We start from the raw sequence: 16,571 nt of genomic DNA, 5'->3' as shown, positions 1-16,571 counted from the left end.
GGAGCCCCACCTCACCGATGTCAACGCCCTCGGCGGCTTCTCGGGACCGGCGGCGGTGGGGGGGGGCGGCCGCCCCCCCCCCCCCGGCGATCCCGCCTACCCCGAACACTGAAAGGAGGTCGTCGTGCGCTATCTGCTCGGAAAGCTGGGACTCTTCGTCCTCACCCTCTGGGCGGCCGTCACGGTCAACTTCATCCTGCCGCGACTGATGCCAGGCTCGCCCGCGGACGCGGCGATCGCCAAGCTCAGCCAGAACGGCCCGGTGTCGCCCGCGATGCGCGCCTCGATCGAAGCCCAGCTCGGCGTGCCGACCGGCAGCCTGTGGGACCAGTACGTGACGTACCTGGGCCAGGTCGTCCACTTCGACTTCGGACCGTCGTTCAGCTACTTCCCGCAGTCCGTCTCCAGCCTCATCGGCGCTGCGCTGCCCTGGACGCTCGTCCTGGTCGGCACCGTGACGGTCCTGGCGTTCGTCATGGGCACGCTGCTCGGAGTGCTGGCGGCGTGGAAGCGCGGCACCGCCTTCGACACCATCCCCACCGTCGGCGGGCAGTTCCTGTCCGCGTTCCCGTACTTCTGGATCGCGCTGCTGCTGCTGTTCTTCTTCGGCTACGTGGCCGGCTGGTTCCCCACCAGCGGCGCGTACTCGCAGACGGCGACGCCGAACTGGAGCTGGGACTTCTTCATGGATGCGCTGTACCACGGCATCCTGCCCGGCCTGACGATCCTGCTGACCGCGTTCGGCGGCTGGATCATCGGCATGCGCAACACGATGTTCAACACGCTCGGCGAGGACTACGTGACCTTCGCGGAGGCCAACGGCCTGCGCACGCGCACCGTCGCCCTGCGCTACGCCGCCCGCAACGCGCTGCTGCCCCAGTTCACGTCGTTCGGCATGGTGCTCGGCGGCGTGGTCGGCGGCTCGCTCCTGGTGGAGACCGTGTTCGCCTACCCCGGCGTCGGTCTCCTCCTCTTCCACGCGGTGACCAACCAGGACTACCCGCTGATGCAGGCGCTGTTCCTCATCATCACGGTGAGCGTCCTGATCGCGAACTTCCTCGTGGACATCCTGTACGGCGTGCTCGACCCGAGGACCAGACGATGACGCAGACCGAGAACCCCACCGAGAGCGCAGCGGAGGAGCCGGCGGCCGTCGGCACGACCACCGCGGCGGCCGCCGTCGTCGAGCGCGAGAACAAGAGCTGGAGCCCGTTCCGGGTGCTCGGCCGCGCGTTCGGCACCATCTGGTCGGAGCCGAAGGCGCGCTTCGGCGTCGTCCTCCTGCTGCTCTTCATCCTGATGGCGATCTTCGCGCCGCTGATCGCGCCCTACGATCCGCACGACACGTCGTTCCCGCACAGCCAGGACGGCAGCGCCGCGCACCTTCTCGGCACGACCGGCGTCGGCCAGGACGTGCTGTCCCAGCTCATCTGGGGCGCCAGGGTGTCGGTGACGGTCGCGCTGATCGCGGGCCTGCTGAGCACGATCGTCGCGATCCTGGTCGGGCTGAGCTGGGGGTACACCCGCGCGTTCTGGGGCGAGAGTGTCGGCTTCGTCGTCAACCTGTTCCTCGTCATCCCGTCGCTGCCGCTCATGATCGTGATCGCCGCGTACCTGCACAACGGCGGCATCGCCGTCATCGTGTTCGTCGTCGTGGTGACCGGCTGGGCGTGGGGAGCCCGCGTGCTGCGCTCGCAGACGCAGACCCTCCGCTCCCGCGACTTCGTCACCGCGGCCAAGTTCAGCGGCGAGAGCCCGAGCCGGATCGTGTTCCGGGAGATCCTGCCGAACATGACCTCGCTGATCGTCGCCAGCTTCTTCGGCGCGGCGACCGGCGCGATCCTCGCGGAGGCCGGCCTGGAGTTCCTGGGCCTCGGCGACCCGAACACGGTGAGCTGGGGAACCATGCTCTTCTGGGCGCAGAACAGCAACGTGCTGCTCACCGGCCAGTGGATCCAGCTCTTCGCGCCCGGCTTCATGATCGCGCTGTTCGCCGTCTCCATGACATTCATCAACTTCGGAGTCGACGGGCTGAGCAACCCCCGTCTGCGTGAGAGGAAGGCCGCACGATGAGCCTGCTGAAGGTCGAAGACCTGTCCGTCGTCTACGACGAGGCCAAGGGCCAGTCGTTCGAGGCCGTGAAGAAGGTGAGCTTCGAGCTCGGCCAGGGCGAGTTCGTCGGGCTCGTCGGCGAGTCGGGCTCCGGCAAGTCGACGCTCGGCTTCGCGCTGACCCGGCTGTCCAAGCCGCCGGCGCGGATCGCCGGTGGCCGGATCCTGTTCGACGGCACCGACATCGCCGCGCTCTCCATCGAGGAGGTGCGCACCCAGCGCCAGGGCGGTTTCGCGATGGTGCTGCAGTCGGGCATGAACGCGCTGAACCCCGTGCGCACCATCCGCAACCACTTCCTCGACATCTTCGCCGCGCACGGCCATGTGCCGCCGCGGGCGCGCGCCGCCCGCGCGGAGGAGCTGATCGCGAAGGTCGAGCTGCCCGAGGCCACCCTGGGCCGCTACCCGGGCGAGCTGTCCGGCGGGATGCGCCAGCGCGTCTCGATCGCGCTCGCGCTCGCCCTGGAGCCGCGGCTGATGGTGTTCGACGAGCCGACCACCGCGCTCGACGTGCTCGTGCAGCACGCCGTGATGAACACCATCCGCCAGCTCCAGGCGTCGGAGAACTTCACCGCGATCCTGATCAGCCACGATCTCGGCGTCGTGCTGGAGGCGACCCAGCGCGTGCTCGTCATGCACGACGGCGTGATCGTGGAGGACGCCCCGAGCGACCGCATCCTGAAGGCTCCGGAGCACTCGTACACGCAGATGCTGCTGAGCCACTACGGCGACCCGCGGGCCGCCGAGGTGACCGTGCCCGGGCTGGAGCGGCGGCAGGAGGGCATTGCCCGGCCGGCGCCGGTCACCGCGGCGGTCTCCGGCGCGCGGACCACGGGGAACGCCGCCCGGCAGCGCATCGGCGCCCGCGAGCCGATCGTGGTCTCCGACCTCGTGAAGGTCTATCCGAAGGGGCGGAGGGGGAGCGCCACGCGTGCCGTCGACGACGTGTCCTTCACCCTGGAGCCCGGGATGTCGATGGCGCTCGTCGGCGCGAGCGGCAGCGGCAAGTCCACGATCGCCAAGATGATCACCGGCGTGGAGCGGCCGACCTCCGGAACGATCCAGTTCGGAGACGTCCGCATCGACACCCTCCGCGGCCGGCGCGCGCTGAAGCAGCTCCACTCCGAGGTGCAGATGGTCTTCCAGGACCCGTACGCGGCGCTCAACCCGCTGCACACCGTGGAGTACATCCTGACCAGGCCGGTCGAGAACTTCACCGGCCTGCGCGGCAACGCCGCCCGGATGCGCGTGCTCGAGCTCCTGGAGACGGTCGGCCTCACGCCGGTCGAGAAGTTCGCGACCCGGCTGCCCCACCAGCTCTCCGGAGGCCAGCGCCAACGCGTGGTCATCGCCCGCGCGCTCGCCAGCGACCCGCAGGTGATCATCGCCGACGAGCCGGTCTCGATGCTCGACATGTCGCTGCGCGCCGGCGTCCTCGCGCTGCTGGAGGAGCTGCGCCGCACCCGCGGCGTGAGCATGCTCTACATCACCCACGACCTGCTCAGCGCGCGGCTCGTCACCGACCGGATCATGGTGCTCGACAAGGGCGTCGTGGTCGAGCGCGGTGACACCGCCGAGGTGCTGCAGCGCCCGCAGGACGACTACACTGTGCGGCTGCTCGACGCCGTGCCGACGCCGTCGCGCGGCTGACCCCTGCCTCCTACTCCGACTCCGACCGACTACACCAAGGAGAACTCCGTGCTCACCTTTCCCGACGGCTTCCTCTGGGGCGCCGCGACCGCCGCTCACCAGGTGGAGGGCAACAACGTCAACAGCAACTGGTGGGTCATGGAGCACGCGCCAGGCACGGCGATCGTGGAGCCGAGCGGCGACGCCGCCGACCACTACAACCGCTACCCGGAGGACCTGCGCCTGCTCGCCGACGCCGGCCTGAACAGCTACCGCTTCTCGGTGGAGTGGGCGCGCATCGAGCCGGAGCGCGGCTTCGTCTCGCGCGCCAACCTCGACCACTACCGGCGGATGATCGACGCCTGCCTCGACGTCGGCCTGGAGCCGGTCGTGACGCTCATGCACTTCACCGTGCCGCGCTGGATGGACCAGGCCGGCTTCTGGCGCAACCCGGAGGCGCCCGACCTGTTCGCGCGCTACACCGAGACTGTGCTGCCGATCCTCCAGGACGGCGTGCGCTACGTGTGCACGATCAACGAGCCGAACATCGCGGCGATGCTCGCCGGCGGCGAGAAGGCGGAGAACCTGGTCGCCTACGGCCTCCCCAACCCCGACCTCCACGTCGCCGACGCGCTGCTGGCCTCGCACCGGCGCTCCCGCGAGGTGCTGTCGTCGGTCTCCGGGCTGCAGAGCGGCTGGACCATCGCCACGCAGGACTTCATCCCGACCGAGGAGCCGGGCTCCGCCGAGATGCTGCACGAGTACGGCTACCCGCGCGACGACTGGTACCTGGAGGAGTCCGCCGGCGACGACTTCCTGGGCGTGCAGGCGTACACCCGCACGTTCGTCGGCCCGGAGGGCCCCCGTCCCGTCGCGGAGGACGCCGAGACGACGCTGACCGGCTGGGAGTACTTCCCGCAGGCCGCCGCCGACGGCATCCGCGCGGCGTGGGAGAAGAGCGGGCACACCCCGATCATGGTCACCGAGAACGGCATCGCGACGTCGAACGACAGCCGCCGGATCGATTACACAGAGGCGTCGCTGCGCGCCATCCACGAGACCATCGCCGACGGGGTGGACGTGCGCGGCTACCTGCACTGGAGCGCCCTCGACAACTACGAGTGGGCCAGCGGGTACCGGCCGACGTTCGGGCTGATCGGGGTGGACCTGGAGACCTTCGAGCGCACCCCCAAGCCGTCGCTCGGGCGACTCGGCTCGATCGCGCGGCAGAACGGCCTGTGAGCGCGGTGCCCGGCCTCTCCACCCGCCTGGCCGGCTCGCGCATCCTGATCGACGGCGAGCCCCGGATGGTGCTCGCCGGCGAGGTGCACTACTTCCGGGTGCCGCGGGACGAGTGGGCGGACCGCCTCGTGGCCGCCAGGGAGGCCGGGCTCAACGCCGTCGCGTCCTACATCCCGTGGATCTGGCACGAGCTCCCGGACGGCACGGTCGACCTGGCCGGGGAGACCCGGCCGGAGCGCGACCTGGGCGCGTTCATCGACCTGTGCGCAGAGCACGGGCTGTGGTTCATCGCCCGGCCGGGGCCGTTCCAGATGGCGGAGCTGAAGAACGAGGGCATCCCGTTCCGCGTGCTGCGCGAGCATCCCGAGGTCCGTCAGCTCGGCTGGGACGGGGAGCCGGGGTCGACGCACTCGCTCGACTACCTGGCCCCGGCGTTCCTGGCGGAGTCGTCGGCGTGGTTCGACGCCGTCCTCCCGGTGATCGTGGCGCGGCAGCGCGAGCACGGCGGTCCGGTGATCGCGGTGCAGCTCGACAACGAGGTCGGGATGCTCGACTGGGTGTCGAACACCCCGACGCTCACCGACGACGCGCTGCGGGCGTTCGCGCAGTGGTCGGGCGAGACGACGAACCCGCGCACCGGAGCCGCGCACACCGACGCGGAGCTCGCGCTGCACCAGCAGCTCGGCCGGTTCGTGCGCGGCCGGTACGCCGCCTACCTGCAGCGCCTGGAGGGCTGGGCGCGGGAGGCCGGGATCACCGCGCCGTTGCTCGTCAACATCCACGGCACCGACGCCGGCCGCGGGCTGACCTTCCCGATCGGGATCAGCCAGCTCGCGCAGTCGTACCGCGGCCGGCCGGGCGTCGCCGCCGGCACCGACATGTACCTCGGCGAGCTCACCGTGACCGACGCCGCCGACCTCTACGTCTCCAACGCCTTCACGGCCGCGGTGAACGACGCGGACCAGCCGCTGACCGCGCTGGAGTTCGACGCGGGCAGCGGAGACTACAGCGAGGATCTCGCTCAGCTCGTCTCCCCGGAGGCGACCGTGCTCAAGACGCTGCTGGACGTCGCGCAGGGCACCCGGCTGATCAACTACTACCTGTTCGCGGGCGGGATCAACCCGCTGCTCGACGAGCCGGTGGGGGATGGCAACGACCGCATCTCCTTCACGGGCGAGCGGCACGGGTTCGCAGCTCCCATCGGGCCGGAGGGCGAACCGTCCGCCGGGCTCGACGGCGTCGTGGAGGCCGCACGCACCGTGATGGAGCACGCCGAGCTGTTCGCGACGGCGACGCAGCTCACCGACGACCTGGTGCTCGGCTTCGTCGCCGACCACTACCTGACCGAGTACCGGCATCCGGCGGCCACCCGCCGTGCGGAGCAGGTGCGCGACCGCGAACTGCACCGCGGCCTCGGCGTGCGGCAGACCCTCGCCCGCGCGCTCGTGTTCGGCGGCTGGAGCTTCCGGGCGCTCGACCTGCAGGCCGCCGCCGGCAGCGACGAGGCGTGGAGCGCGGGCGTGCCGGCCGACACCAGGGACGGCCGGGACCGTGAGCTCATCGTCCTGGCGACGGGACGCGAGCTCGGCCGCGGCGTGCAGGAGTTCCTGGCGCGGCACCTCGCGACCGGCGGCCGGCTGCTGCTCGCCGGCGACCTCCCCGCGGAGGACGTCGACGGCTCGGCGTGCACCGTGCTCGCCGACGCGCTCGGCCTGGCCGGCGCGGGCGTCGTGGCGGAGAGCATGCACGCCGAGCGGCAGTACTTCCCGAGCGTGCGCGCGGTCGGCCCGCTCGCCGGGCACGGAGCGCGGGAGGTCCGCGTGACGCGCGCCCAGCTCCTCGCCGGGGCGGGGGAGCCGCTCCTCCGGGAGACCGGGAGCGGCCTCCCGGCGGCGATGCGCGTCGAGACCTCCGGAGGCGGGCTCGCGGTGGTGCTCGGCGCCGACTATCCCGTGCACGCCGGGTTCTGGCGGTCGCTGCTGGAGTCGCTCGGCGTGCGGCAGCGGCTGGAGCTCGGGGCCGACCGCGCGGGTGCGATCGTCGTCCCCATCGCGAGCGAGGAGGCGGCCGCCGTGGTCGCGATCAACGTCGCGCCGTACCCGGTGACGCTCCGACCTGTGCTCGACGGCGTCGCCGTGAGCGCCGTGCCGGTGGTGCTTCCGGCGCGCGGCCACCGCGTCCTTCCCGTGTCGTAACACCTCCCGCGGGTGAAGTTCTCGCCCCGCTGTTGCGCCGCGGCACCCTCGATGCCACTATTTACTGAACGATCGGTAAGGAACGAGGAGGTTCCGTGGGTGGTGCACACATGAGCTCAGAGTCACTTCGGCCCATGATGCTCCGGGACCGCGCATCCGCGGCGCTCGGCATGGTGGTCGAGAAGGACGAGCCCGGCGAGGCGATCGTCGGCATGGCGGTCCGCGAGGACATGACGAACGGCTTCGCCATCACGCACGGCGGCCTGGTGTTCGCGCTCGCCGACACGGCCTTCGCCATCGCCTGCAACGAGGACGAGCGGGTGACCGTCGCCGCCGGCGCCGACATCACCTTCCTGAAGTCCACCCGGGCCGGTCAGACCCTCACCGCGCGCGCCGTGCGCCGCACCGTGGTCGGTCGCAACGGCGTCTACGACGTCACCGTGACCGACGAGACCGGCGACGTCGTCGCGGAGTTCCGCGGCCGCTCGCTCACCACCAACCGGTCGGCCGTCGAGCACGGCAGCACCACCGAATGACCCCGTAAGGACACCATGTCGACGACGACACCGGCCCCCGCCGCCCCCGACCTGACCGAGATCGACCCCGTGGCGATCGGCCGCGACGAGCTCCGCGACCTCCAGCTCAAGCGGCTGCAGTGGACGGTGCGGCACGCCTACGAGAACGTCCCGCTCTACCGCGCGAAGTTCGACGCAGCGGGCGTCGGCCCTGACGACATCCGCACGCTCGAGGACGTCGTGCGCCTCCCGTTCACGACGAAGGAGGACCTGCGCTCGACCTACCCGTTCGGGATGTTCGCGGTGCCGATGGAGGAGGTCCGCCGCATCCACGCCTCGTCCGGGACGACCGGGCGGCCGACCGTGGTCGGCTACACGCAGGGCGACCTCGACCGCTGGGCCGGCCTGGTCGCGCGCTCGCTCCAGGCCGCCGGGGTCGGCGCCGGCTGGAAGGTCCACAACGCCTACGGCTACGGGCTGTTCACCGGAGGCCTCGGCGCGCACGCCGGAATCGAGCGGCTCGGTGCGACGGTCATCCCGATGTCGGGCGGCCAGACCGCGCGGCAGGTGCAGCTCATCCACGACTTCGAGCCGGACGCCATCATGTGCACGCCCAGCTACCTGCTCACCATCGCGGACGCCATCGAGGCCGCAGGGCTCGACCCGCGCGGCACGTCGCTGAAGGTCGCGATCCTCGGCGCCGAGCCGTGGACGAACGAGCTACGCCGCGAGATCGAGCACCGCCTCGGTCTGGACGCGGTCGACATCTACGGGCTCAGCGAGGTGATGGGGCCGGGCGTCGCGAGCGAGTCGGTGGTCACGAAGGACGGCCCGCACGTCTGGGAGGACCACTTCCTCCCGGAGGTCATCGACCACGAGACCGGCCTGCCCGTGGCCGACGGGACGACCGGCGAGCTGGTCTTCACGTCGCTGACCAAGGAGGCCTTCCCGGTCATCCGCTACCGCACGCGCGACCTGACCCGGCTGCTGCCCGGCAGCGCCTATCCGGCGCTGCGCCGCATCGAGAAGATCACCGGCCGCGACGACGACATGATCATCCTGCGCGGCGTCAACCTGTTCCCGACCCAGATCGAGGAGCTGGTCCTCGGCATCGAGACGCTGACGCCGCACTTCGTCCTCGAACTGCGCAAGGAGGGCCGGATGGACGCGCTCACCGTGCGCATCGAGCGCCATCCCGACCTCGACCGGGAGGTGTGCGAGGCCGCTGCGCAGGTGCTCCGGCAGAAGATCAAGGTGCACATCGGCACGAGCGTGGACGTGGTGCTCGCCGAGCCGGCGGAGCTGCCGCGCAGCGAGGGCAAGTACAAGCGGGTGTACGACTACCGCGGACCCTCCGTCAGCCCGTGTGCTCGGCCGGCAGGAAGACCCCGAGCGCTCGGGCGACGCGCCGCAGCGTCTGCTTGAGCTGTTCGAGCTCGCCGTCGTCCAGCCCGAAGTCGACCGCGGCCTCCGCGTCGAGGGTCTCGTGCTGGACGGTGCGGAGGAGGTCGGCGCCGGACGGCGTGAGGGAGACGTCGAGCCGCCTCCCGTGCACGGTGCTCTGAGTCCGCGTCACCAGTCCGCGCTCCAGGAGGCGCGCGATCGCCGCGGACATCGACTGCGCGGTCACGCCGGAGCGGTCGGCGAGCTGCGCGCCCGTCAGGGTGCCGGGATGCTCGATGTCGAGCTGCGCGAGGGCGGAGAGCTGGGCCGGGGTGAGCCCGTAGTCGCGGAGCCGCTGGTCGAGGCGATGGGCGAGGGCGCCATCGATGCGGCGGACGAGGTAGGTCAGCCGGTCGCCGAAGTCGCGCGGGCCGTGGATGTTCTGCTCGGGCATGGCTTACACTGTATCAGTCAACTTATATAAGTTGACTGATACAGACAGGAGATCGCCATGACTTTCGCATCCGTCCGCTTCCCCACCGACGACGTCCCCGGCCTCGTCGCCTTCTATGAGAAGGCTCTGGGCATCGACGCGCACTGGGCCAACGACCAATTCGCCGAGCTCGTCACCTCCGGCGGCACCATCGCGATCAGCGCCACCGCCCTCACCGACCGCTTCGCGGCCGCGTCCGTCGCTCCGCGCTCGAACGGCGGCATGATGCTGGAGTTCCTGGTCGGCGACGTCGACGCCGACCGCGACCGCATCGCGGAGCTCGCGGGCGGCCTGGTGATGGAGCCGACCACTCTGCCCTGGGGCAACCGCTCGATGCTGTTCCGCGATCCGGACGGGACGGTGATCAACTTCTTCACGCCGGTCACGCCGGAGGCGGTGGCGCGCTTCGGGGAGCGGTGAGGCGCCACCGCCTCCGCCCTCAGCGCGCCACGAGCAGCGAGTGGGACACGTTGCCGCTCGCGCCCCCCGCCCACGACGAACGAGCGCCGGACGAGATGAGCCACGCCCCACTGTCGCGGGGCCAGATCACGTCCGCCTTGCCGTCACCGTTCAGGTCGGCGAGTTGCAACTGGGCGGCGGGGACGTCCGCCAGGACGCCCTTGTCCCAGGACGATGCGGTGCCGTACGAGACCCACCAGCGTCCGTCCGTCGAGCTCGGCCACAGGACGTCCGTCGTGCCGTCGCCGTTCACATCGCCGAACTTCAGTTCCGCCACCGGCACGTCCGCCTTCACGGTCCTGCGCCACGGGCTCGACCCGCCGTCGGAGATCAGCCACGAGCCATCCGGGTGCGCGTAGAAGACGTCGGCCTTGCCGTCGCCGTTGAAATCGCCGATGCGGATGTCCTTGCTGGGCACCTCCGTCACGGGCAGCCGCTTCCATGCGGAGGTTCCGCCGTAGGAGACCCACCATTCGGCCTTGACCGGATTGGCCCAGAAGACGTCGGCCTTGCCGTCGCCGTCGAAGTCGCCGAGCTGGAGGTCCTCGCCGCGTGCGCCTGCGCCGTTGGCGAGCGCGGTCCACGGCGAGGTGCCGGAGTAGGAGACCCACCACTGGCCCTTGTCGTCGGGCCAGAACACATCGGCGACCCCGTCGCCGTTGAAGTCCGCGAACTGCATCCGATCGAGCGGGATGTTGCCCGTGGCCAGGGTGCGCCACGCGCTGGTCCCGCGGGCCGAGACCTGCCAGCGGCCGTTCGGGTGCGCGAAGAAGACGTCGGCGGAGCCGTCACCGTTGAAATCGGTGCTGTTGGCGCTGCGGGGCAGTGGGCAGCCGTCGTAGATCGCGTAACCGGCGTCGAACGGGCACACATCGGACGAGTCGGGAATGCCGTCCCCGTCGGAGTCCAAGGGCGGCGCGGGGGGTGTGCTTGCCACGTTCAGGCCTTGGGAGTTGCCGCGGTAGTCGGCGTGCTGGTGGCTGCACGAATCCTCGAAGGTCACGAAGTACGGCGAGCCGAGATTGACCGTACTGCAGTTCCTCTGTCCCATATGGGCGCCGGCGTTCACCTGGGGCACGATCGCCTTCATGAGGGCACGCAAGCGGAACGTCGCCGCGTCGTTGCCGTTGACCTTCCCGTCTCCCGTCTGGTCGATGTCCATAGCCGTCGTCGACATGAAGCCGTCGCTGTCCAGGGTCTTCTGGCAGTGCGGCGAGTTAGACGGGCAGGTGTTGACGCCGTCGTTCGCGCAGGTGCGGTTCAGGTCGGTCACGCGCACGCTGCCGGTGTGCCTGATGACGGCGATCAGGGTCTGCAAGGCCCGCTTGTCCACGCGGCACTCCGCCCTGACCGCGCCGGAGGCCAACGGCGCGATCTCATCGCCGATGATCGAGCCGGTGGTGATGGTCGCCTGGGTCAGCTGCCCGGTGGCGGCATACTGCATCAGGGCGTTCGCCGCGGCCTCGGGCGTGGCGGGGAGGTCGCGCGTGGCACACGCGATGTCGCAGTCCGCGGACGCCGCGACGGGCACGGCGAAGAATCCGCAGAGAATCGCGATCAGGACTGCGAGGGCTCCGATGCGCCTGGCGCCGAGGATCCGTCGATTGCGCACCCGAGGGCGGGGCTTTGTAACATTCACAGGTGAAGAATATCAATCTGACATCGACGATGGCCACCCTTGTGATAGTCGCGTGCTGCCTCCTGCTCACCGGGTGCGGCCCGGAGCCGACCTCCCCACAGCACCACCCCACGGCGAGTCAGGGCGCGACCCGGCACCCCGGAGCCACGAGCTCAGCGGCTCCGACGGAGCACCCGGAGGCGAAGTCTCCCGACGCCGGCGGCACCGCCCCCGGGAGCGACCCGACCGCGCAGATCCGAACCGCCTGCGCGCTCTTCGCGGCCACCTTCGAGCAGAAAGTGGCGGAGAAGTTCCCGAACCAGCGGAAGGCCGCCGAGCTCGCACAGGCGGCGGCTCGTGAGGATGCTCAGTGGCAGACCACCGCCGAGTACATGACCCTCATCCTGGACGTGGGCGAGCGCGTCAACCTGCCGGGCGGCCGGGTCGTGACGGTGGAGGAGGGCAACTCGGCGAATCAGGCGGTCGCCGAGGTCCGCGACCGCTGCGTGGCGGCCGGCGCGGAGTTCACGCTGCCGGCCGACTAGGAACGGGAAACGCCGCCCCTACAGCCCTTCCGACACCGCCGCCGCCGCGTGCAGCCATGCCCGCCTGGTCTTCGGCGCGAGCGTGTCGTACGACAGCCGTCCACCGTGCATCTCCGGGTCGAACGGGATGGTGACCGCGCTGCGGGCCAGCGGCTCGAAGCCCTTGGCGACGCGGGTCACGTTCGACTCCGGCCCGGTGCGCTCCGACTGCGACACGATCACGACCGCATCGCGCGCCAGCCGGGCCGACTGGGCGTCGCGCTGCATGAGGGCCTCCAGCAGCAGCGCGCCGGCCTCCGCGTGCTCGCCGAGCGCCGTCGTCGCGATGACGAGCTGGTCGGTGTGGTCGATCATCCGGAGCCAGCGCTCGGCCGACTCGTCGTTTCCGCTGTCGATGATCACCAGGCGGTAGAACTTCGTCGCCACCAGGTGGAGGCGGTCGAAGTCGGCGCTCGAGATGCGCTGCTGGGTCGCCAGCATCGTCGGGTTCGAGCGCAGCACGTCGTACTTGTCCGCGTTCTGGTGGTGGACGAAGTGGCCGATGTCGGCGCTGCGTGCGCCCGCCGAGAGGAGCTGGTCGGCGGCGGGCAGCAGCGACTGCAGGGTGGCGTCGTGGTCGTCCTGCTCGGTGCGCCAGCCGAGCGTGCCTCGGGTCTCGTTGTTGTCCCAGGCGAGCACGCCGGAGCCGCCGTTGCGGGCGAACACGGCCGACAGCAGCGCGGTGGTCGGCGTCTTGTTGGCGCCGCCCTTCCCGTTCACGATCGCGATGGTGCGCGGGCCGGCCCAGTGCCGGCTGACGGACTCGAGCTCCTCGCGCTCCTTCAGCTCCGCCGACGACGGAGACATGGGGATCCCCGCGCGGGAGAGCGCGCCGCGGACGCCGGAGCGCGCCAGGTCGGGGCGCGGCTTCTCGACGTGCAGGAACGACGTCCGCTCCGGCGCGCGCGGCACCAGCTCGACCGGCTCCGGCGGGGTGACCGGGGACGGGTTCACCGGCCGGGACGGGGAAAGCCGGGACGGAGTCTCCGGCTGAGCCGTCGGCAGCGGGACGGGCGCCGTCGGCTTCGACGAGCCGAGGAGGTCGTTGAAGGGCGCCGCCGCCGGCTCCGGGTCGCGCCCGGCCGCGCCGAGCAGGTCGTTGAACGCCGTCGGCTCGGGATGCCGCGCGGCCTCCCGCGCATCGGCGAAGGGCACGGGCTCGGCCATGCTCTGGGCGGCCAGCTCCTCCTCGTCGCCGATGGAGCCGTCCGGGTGCACGACCAGCAGCCAGTCGCCCTCCTCGTCGGAGACCGTGAGCTGCACCGGGTGCCCGGCGGTGGCGGCGATCTGGCCGACCCGGCCGAGGACGACCTCGCGCAACTGCTCGGTGTTCGGCTCGGAGAACCACTCCGGCGACCCATCGACCAGCAGTTCGCCGGTCGCGTCAGGGTCGAGGCGCACGCTGAGGTGCGGTGACAGGGGCAGGTTGAGGGCCACGGGACTCCTTCCGCGGTCCGCGCGCAGGAGAACGCAGACCGAAGATGGACAGTAGCCCTGTCGGCCCCGCCCGTCCACCGACATCCAGCGGACTGTCAGGAGCCGAGGGGCACGTAAACGCCCCTAAAACTGAGTTTTAGGGGCATCTACGTGCCCTTCGATCAATGGATGGCGACCGGGTCCGCCTCCGCCGGCGCGGGGGCATCCGCGACCACCGGCCGCTGCCGCCGCCGGTACAGCAGCGCCGACAGCACCGCCCCGAACGCGAAGAACCCCGCGCTCCACCAATACGCGGTCGAGTAGCTGTGCACCGCCGCCTCCTGGAGGACGTGCGGCGTCGGCGGCAGGTGCGCCGACAGGTAGTCGGTCAGCGCCGTCGCCGCGAGCGTGTTGAGCAGCGCGGTGCCGATCGAGCCGCCGACCTGCTGGCTCGTGTTCACCAGCGCCGAGGCGACGCCGGCGAAGTGGCGGTCGACGCCGAGGGTCGCCGTCTGGATGGCCGCGGGCATGATCGAGCCCATGCCGACGCCCATCACCATCAGCGCGGGGAGGATCTCCGTGCCGTAGTTCGCGGTCACGCCGAGGCGGGTGAGCAGCAGCATCCCGGAGCCGGCGATCACCATTCCGATCGGCACCATGACCTTCGGGCCGAATCTCGGCAGGAACAGGTTGGTGGAGAACTGCGCGGCGATGACCAGCATGACGATCATCGGCAGGAAGGCGAGCCCGGTCTGGATGGGCGTGAACTTCAGCGTCGTCTCGAGGTAGTACGTGACGAACAGGAAGATGCCGAACATCCCGGAGCCCGCGATGAGAATCGAGCTGTAGGAGGCGCCGCGGTTGCGGTCGAGCACGATCGGCAGCGGGAGCAGCGGGTGGGCAGCGCGGCGCTGCCACAGCACGAAGGCGATCAGCAGCACGCCGGACGCGGCGAGGAAACCCCAGGTCAGCGGCGAGTCCCAGCCGTCGCTCTCCGCGTTGGAGAAGCCGTAGACCAGCGAGAACAGCGCGCCGGAGACCAGGATGGTGCCGGGGATGTCGAGCTTCGGGCGCGGGCCTGAGCGGTGGCCGGCGGTGACGAACACCGTCGCCAGGATGATCGCGGCGATGGCGATGAAGACGTTGATGTAGAGGTTCCAGCGCCAGTTGAACTGCTGCGTCAGCACGCCGCCGAGCAGGAGGCCGACCGCCCCACCGGCGCCGGCGATCGCGCCGAAGATGCCGAACGCGCGCGCGCGCTCCTTCGGGACGGTGAAGGTCGTGGTGAGCACCGCGAGGGCGGTCGGGGCGAGGAGGGCGCCGAACGCGCCTTGCAGCGCGCGGGCGCCGACGAGCATCCCGAAGGTGCCGGCCGCGCCGCCCAGCGCGGAGGCGCCGGCGAAGCCGATCAGGCCGATGATGAAGGCGCGTTTGCGGCCGATCAGGTCGGAGATGCGGCCGCCGAGCAGCAGGAGGCTGCCGAAGGCGAGCGAGTAGGCGGTGACGATCCACTGCCGGTCGGCGTTGGAGAAGCCGAGGTCCTGCTGCGCGGCCGGGAGGGCGATGTTGACGACGGTCGAGTCGAGCACGACCATGAGCTGGGCCATCGCCACGGTGACGAGCGTCCACCAGCGCCGCGAGTGCGGAACGCCGCCGTCCGGAGCCGCGGGCGCGACCGAGGGGGAGGGAGAAGTCTGGGTCATGCCGGACAGCATATACGAAACTCAGCAGTTTCGGATCTCCCGAGTTCTAAAATTAACCTTAGAATGGTCCAGAAGACATCACCAGACGAACCAGGGGGAAGGCCGCAATGACGCAGCTCGACGCCGCAGACTCCGCGCCCAAGCTCGGCCGGAAACGCGATCACACCCGCGACGCCGACATCCTCGACGCCGCGCTGGAGGTCCTGGCCGAGACCGGCTACGACCGCATGACCATGGACATGGTTGCCGCGCGCGCCAAGGCGGGCAAGGCGACGGTCTACCGGCGCTGGGGGTCGAAGGGCGAGCTCGTCGTCGAGGCGATCGCCTGCATGAAGAAGAACGCGATCGACTTCGAGCACCTGCCCGACACGGGCACGCTGCGCGGAGACCTCGTCGCGATGGTCAAGCCGCACACGATCGAGGACGGCGAGCGCAAGCTCCAGATCATGGCCGGGCTCACCTCGATGCTCGCGCGCGACCCCGACCTGGTGGAGGCCGTGACGGCCGCGATCGTCGAGCCGCGCGCCTCCCTCAACCGGCTGTTCATGCAGCGGGCGATCGAGCGCGGCGAGATCTCGGCGGAGACGGACGTCGAAACGCTGGCCATGATCATGCCGTCGATGACGGCCTACCGGGTGCTGATCCTGCAGCAGCCCGTCGACCGCGCGTACCTGCTGTCGCTGATCGACGGCGTGCTGCTCCCGGCCGTGGGAATCCGGCCGGGAGCCTGAGCCGCGTCAGCGGCGGTCGAACCGGGCCCCCTCGGGCTTCGACGGGAGCACGTAGAAGACGAGCAGGATGATCGGGCCGACGAACGGGATGAAGCCGAGGAAGAAGAACGGCCCGGCGAGGTTGGCGTCGTGGAGGCGGCGCCAGATAAGCGCGAGGCTGGGCACCAGGATCGCGAGCCCCCACAGGGAGTAGACGACGATCAGGATCCAGGCGATCGGGCCGTAGCCCTTGCCGCCGTTGCCGATCGACCCGAGCGTTGTCAGCAGGATCGAGTAGACGATGCCGATGAGCACGGCGAACAGGAACCACCACCAGAACTCGCTGCGGCTGGCCCGCCCGGTGAAGTCGGCGTACTTCTTGAAGAATCGGCGGATGGCGTCGCCGAACGAGGCGCCGTACAGCGGCTGATCGAGCGGCGCGGAGGCCGGGCTCTGCGGTGCGGTCATGGTTGATCCTTTCGAGCAAGGTCGTGGCGGCATCGAGATGAAGCG

The 16,571-nt window shown here is 70.6% G+C and carries 15 protein-coding genes; 10 read left to right on the top strand and 5 right to left on the bottom strand.

Annotation, left to right across the window (positions count from 1 at the left end; all coding sequences use genetic code 11):
* The first annotated feature begins 124 nt into the window (after positions 1 to 124).
* The 7 genes from ACFQ9V_RS18775 (at position 125) to paaK (ending at position 9,117) form a co-directional block, all read left to right on the top strand.
* Entirely contained in the window at positions 125 to 1,105 is a 981-nt protein-coding gene (locus tag ACFQ9V_RS18775; RefSeq protein ID WP_382460637.1) for an ABC transporter permease, read from the top strand.
* Positions 1,102 to 2,073, top strand: coding sequence for an ABC transporter permease (locus ACFQ9V_RS18770; RefSeq protein ID WP_382460636.1), 972 nt, complete (start codon positions 1,102 to 1,104; stop codon positions 2,071 to 2,073). The genes ACFQ9V_RS18775 and ACFQ9V_RS18770 overlap by 4 nt, the downstream gene beginning before the upstream one ends.
* Positions 2,070 to 3,761 carry an ABC transporter ATP-binding protein gene (locus ACFQ9V_RS18765; protein ID WP_382460635.1) on the top strand — a complete coding sequence of 564 codons (1,692 nt, stop codon included), beginning with the start codon at positions 2,070 to 2,072 and terminating at the stop codon, positions 3,759 to 3,761. Before ACFQ9V_RS18770 ends, ACFQ9V_RS18765 begins: the two co-directional genes overlap by 4 nt.
* A 48-nt stretch (positions 3,762 to 3,809) precedes the next feature.
* Positions 3,810 to 4,982 (top strand): glycoside hydrolase family 1 protein, encoded by a 1,173-nt coding sequence (locus ACFQ9V_RS18760; RefSeq protein WP_382460634.1) that lies wholly within the window; start codon positions 3,810 to 3,812, stop codon positions 4,980 to 4,982.
* The gene (locus ACFQ9V_RS18755) at positions 4,979 to 7,177 is read left to right on the top strand and encodes a beta-galactosidase (protein WP_382460633.1); all 2,199 of its coding nucleotides are present in this window, start codon (positions 4,979 to 4,981) and stop codon (positions 7,175 to 7,177) included. The genes ACFQ9V_RS18760 and ACFQ9V_RS18755 overlap by 4 nt, the downstream gene beginning before the upstream one ends.
* 134 nt (positions 7,178 to 7,311) lie before the next feature.
* Positions 7,312 to 7,713, top strand: a complete 402-nt coding sequence (gene paaI / locus ACFQ9V_RS18750) for a hydroxyphenylacetyl-CoA thioesterase PaaI (protein ID WP_382460632.1) — start codon at positions 7,312 to 7,314, stop codon at positions 7,711 to 7,713.
* Between the two features lie 15 nt (positions 7,714 to 7,728).
* Entirely contained in the window at positions 7,729 to 9,117 is a 1,389-nt protein-coding gene (gene paaK, locus ACFQ9V_RS18745) for a phenylacetate--CoA ligase PaaK (protein WP_382460631.1), read from the top strand.
* Here the strand turns inward: paaK and ACFQ9V_RS18740 are convergent.
* Positions 9,050 to 9,529: a MarR family winged helix-turn-helix transcriptional regulator gene (locus ACFQ9V_RS18740; RefSeq protein ID WP_382460630.1), complete on the bottom strand. Its 480-nt coding sequence runs from the start codon at positions 9,527 to 9,529 to the stop codon at positions 9,050 to 9,052. The genes paaK and ACFQ9V_RS18740 overlap by 68 nt on opposite strands.
* A 57-nt stretch (positions 9,530 to 9,586) precedes the next feature.
* On the opposite strand from ACFQ9V_RS18740, the gene ACFQ9V_RS18735 reads away from it, so the two are divergent.
* Positions 9,587 to 9,988, top strand: coding sequence for a VOC family protein (locus tag ACFQ9V_RS18735; RefSeq protein WP_382460629.1), 402 nt, complete (start codon positions 9,587 to 9,589; stop codon positions 9,986 to 9,988).
* Positions 9,989 to 10,007: 19 nt separating this feature from the next.
* On the opposite strand, the gene ACFQ9V_RS18730 is transcribed toward ACFQ9V_RS18735, so the two are convergent.
* Complete coding sequence (locus ACFQ9V_RS18730; protein ID WP_382460628.1) at positions 10,008 to 11,639, bottom strand: FG-GAP repeat domain-containing protein; 1,632 nt, start codon at positions 11,637 to 11,639, stop codon at positions 10,008 to 10,010.
* A gap of 29 nt (positions 11,640 to 11,668) precedes the next feature.
* Between ACFQ9V_RS18730 and ACFQ9V_RS18725 the strand changes: the two genes are divergently transcribed.
* Positions 11,669 to 12,190 carry a hypothetical protein gene (locus tag ACFQ9V_RS18725; protein WP_382460627.1) on the top strand — a complete coding sequence of 174 codons (522 nt, stop codon included), beginning with the start codon at positions 11,669 to 11,671 and terminating at the stop codon, positions 12,188 to 12,190.
* 18 nt (positions 12,191 to 12,208) lie between these two features.
* Here the strand turns inward: ACFQ9V_RS18725 and ACFQ9V_RS18720 are convergent, their stop codons facing one another.
* Together ACFQ9V_RS18720 and ACFQ9V_RS18715 are read right to left on the bottom strand one after the other, a co-directional pair.
* Positions 12,209 to 13,666: an AAA family ATPase gene (locus ACFQ9V_RS18720; RefSeq protein WP_382460626.1), complete on the bottom strand. Its 1,458-nt coding sequence runs from the start codon at positions 13,664 to 13,666 to the stop codon at positions 12,209 to 12,211.
* 161 nt (positions 13,667 to 13,827) lie between these two features.
* A complete protein-coding gene (locus ACFQ9V_RS18715; protein ID WP_382460625.1) occupies positions 13,828 to 15,348 on the bottom strand; it encodes an MFS transporter in 1,521 nt (506 codons plus the stop codon).
* A gap of 107 nt (positions 15,349 to 15,455) precedes the next feature.
* On the opposite strand from ACFQ9V_RS18715, the gene ACFQ9V_RS18710 reads away from it, so the two are divergent.
* Entirely contained in the window at positions 15,456 to 16,079 is a 624-nt protein-coding gene (locus tag ACFQ9V_RS18710) for a TetR/AcrR family transcriptional regulator (protein ID WP_382460624.1), read from the top strand.
* A 6-nt stretch (positions 16,080 to 16,085) separates the two neighbouring features.
* On the opposite strand, the gene ACFQ9V_RS18705 is transcribed toward ACFQ9V_RS18710, so the two are convergent.
* The gene (locus ACFQ9V_RS18705; RefSeq protein ID WP_382460623.1) at positions 16,086 to 16,526 is read right to left on the bottom strand and encodes a DUF805 domain-containing protein; all 441 of its coding nucleotides are present in this window, start codon (positions 16,524 to 16,526) and stop codon (positions 16,086 to 16,088) included.
* Positions 16,527 to 16,571 lie beyond the last annotated feature (45 nt).

It is taken from the genome of Leifsonia sp. NPDC056665, assembly GCF_042791795.1.
Taxonomy (GTDB): Bacteria; Actinomycetota; Actinomycetes; order Actinomycetales; family Microbacteriaceae; genus Leifsonia.
The sequence above is the reverse complement of the archived record's forward strand: the minus strand, read 5'-3'. Positions and strand labels throughout refer to the sequence as shown.